We start from the raw sequence: 1572 nt of genomic DNA, 5'->3' as shown, positions 1-1572 counted from the left end.
CCGCTGCGGGCCAGGGTCAGGCCCAGCGGACCCTCCACGGCGAAGATGATGTGGTCGCCGAGGCTCCAGATCATCAGGAAGGCGACCAAGGGCAGGGTGTCGCCCGCGAGCAGCCCGAGGCCGAGCGCGCCGCCCGCGGTCAGGATCATCGCGGCGGCGGCCATGCGCGCCTCGCACATGAAGGTCAGCAGCGCGGCCGAGATGAACATGATCAAAAATCCGGGCAGCTCGCGCGGCAGCTCGATCCAGCCGCGCGCCCCGGCGTCCAGGGCGTGGACGTCGCTGAGGTAGTTGTTGAAGGTGGACTGGAAGACGCCGGCCGCCGCCCCGAAGCAGAGCGTGGCCAGGAGCATGCGGCGGAAGTCCGGACTGATCCGGGAGAGGTCGAGGCCGGGCAGGCGCATCAGACCCGCGTCCCGTAGTTCGGGGCTTCCTTGGTGATCAGCACGTCGTGGGGGTGGCTCTCGCGCAGGCCGGCGGCGGTGACGCGCACGAAGCGGCCCTCGCGCTGCAGGTCGGCGATGGTGCGCGTGCCGCAGTAGCCCATGCCGCTGCGCAGCCCGCCCACGATTTGGTAGAAGATGTCCTCCAGGTGGCCCTTGTAGGGCACCCGGCCCTCGATGCCCTCGGGCACGAGCTTGTCGGCCTCGGTCACCGTGTCCTGGAAGTAGCGGTCCTTGCTGCCCTGCTGCATGGCCGCCACCGAGCCCATGCCGCGGTAGCCCTTGTAGACGCGGCCCTCGAACAGGATCTTCTCGCCCGGCGCCTCCTCGGTGCCGGCGAAGAGCGAGCCCAGCATGACGGTGTCGGCGCCCGCGGCGATGGCCTTGACGACGTCGCCGGAGTACTTGATGCCGCCGTCGGAGACCACCGGCACGCCGTGCGGCCGGGCGGCGCGCACCACGTCCAGCAGTGCGGTGATCTGCGGCACGCCCACGCCCGACACCACGCGCGTGGTGCAGATCGAGCCGGGGCCGATGCCCACCTTCAGGGCGTCGGCGCCGGCCTCGATCAGGGCCAGGGCCGCCTCGCCGGTGGCGATGTTGCCGGCCAGCACCTGCTGGCCCGGGTGGCGCCGCTTCACCTCGCGGACCGCCTCGATCACGTTGCGCGAGTGCCCGTGCGCGGTGTCGACGACCAGCAGGTCGACGCCGGCCTCGACCAGCAGGTCGATGCGCTCGCGCCCGGCCTCGCCGATGCCCACGGCCGCGCCGCAGAGCAGCCGGCCGCGGCCGTCCTTGCTGGCCCGCGGGTAGTCGAGCTTCTTCTGGATGTCCTTGACCGTGATCAGGCCGCAGAGGTTGCCGGCGGCGTCGACCACGGGCAGCTTCTCGATGCGGTGGGCGTGCAGCTTCTCGGCGGCCTGCTCGAGCGTCGTGCCCTCGGGCACGGTCACCAGGTTCTGGCTGGTCATGACCTCGCGCACCAGGCGGCTCGTGTCGCGCACGAAGCGCAGGTCGCGGTTGGTCAGGATGCCCACGAGCCGGCGCCCCTCGGTGATGGGCACGCCCGAGATGCTGTAGCGGGCCATCTGGGCCAGCGCCTCGGCGATGGTGCGGTCGGGGCCCATGG

The 1572-nt window shown here is 71.8% G+C and carries 2 protein-coding genes; both read right to left on the bottom strand.

Going from position 1 to position 1572, the window contains the following annotated elements:
* Positions 1–404, bottom strand: a 404-nt coding sequence (locus Q7W29_04540; GenBank protein ID MDO9171084.1) for an MFS transporter, incomplete at its 3' end; no start/stop codon positions are given.
* The coding region (locus Q7W29_04535) for an IMP dehydrogenase (GenBank protein ID MDO9171083.1) at positions 404–1572 on the bottom strand (1169 nt) is incomplete at its 5' end. The genes Q7W29_04540 and Q7W29_04535, both read right to left, overlap by 1 nt.

The sequence above is a fragment of the bacterium genome, assembly GCA_030654305.1.
Lineage (GTDB): Bacteria > Krumholzibacteriota > Krumholzibacteriia > LZORAL124-64-63 > LZORAL124-64-63 > PNOJ01.
The sequence above is the reverse complement of the archived record's forward strand: the minus strand, read 5'-3'. Positions and strand labels throughout refer to the sequence as shown.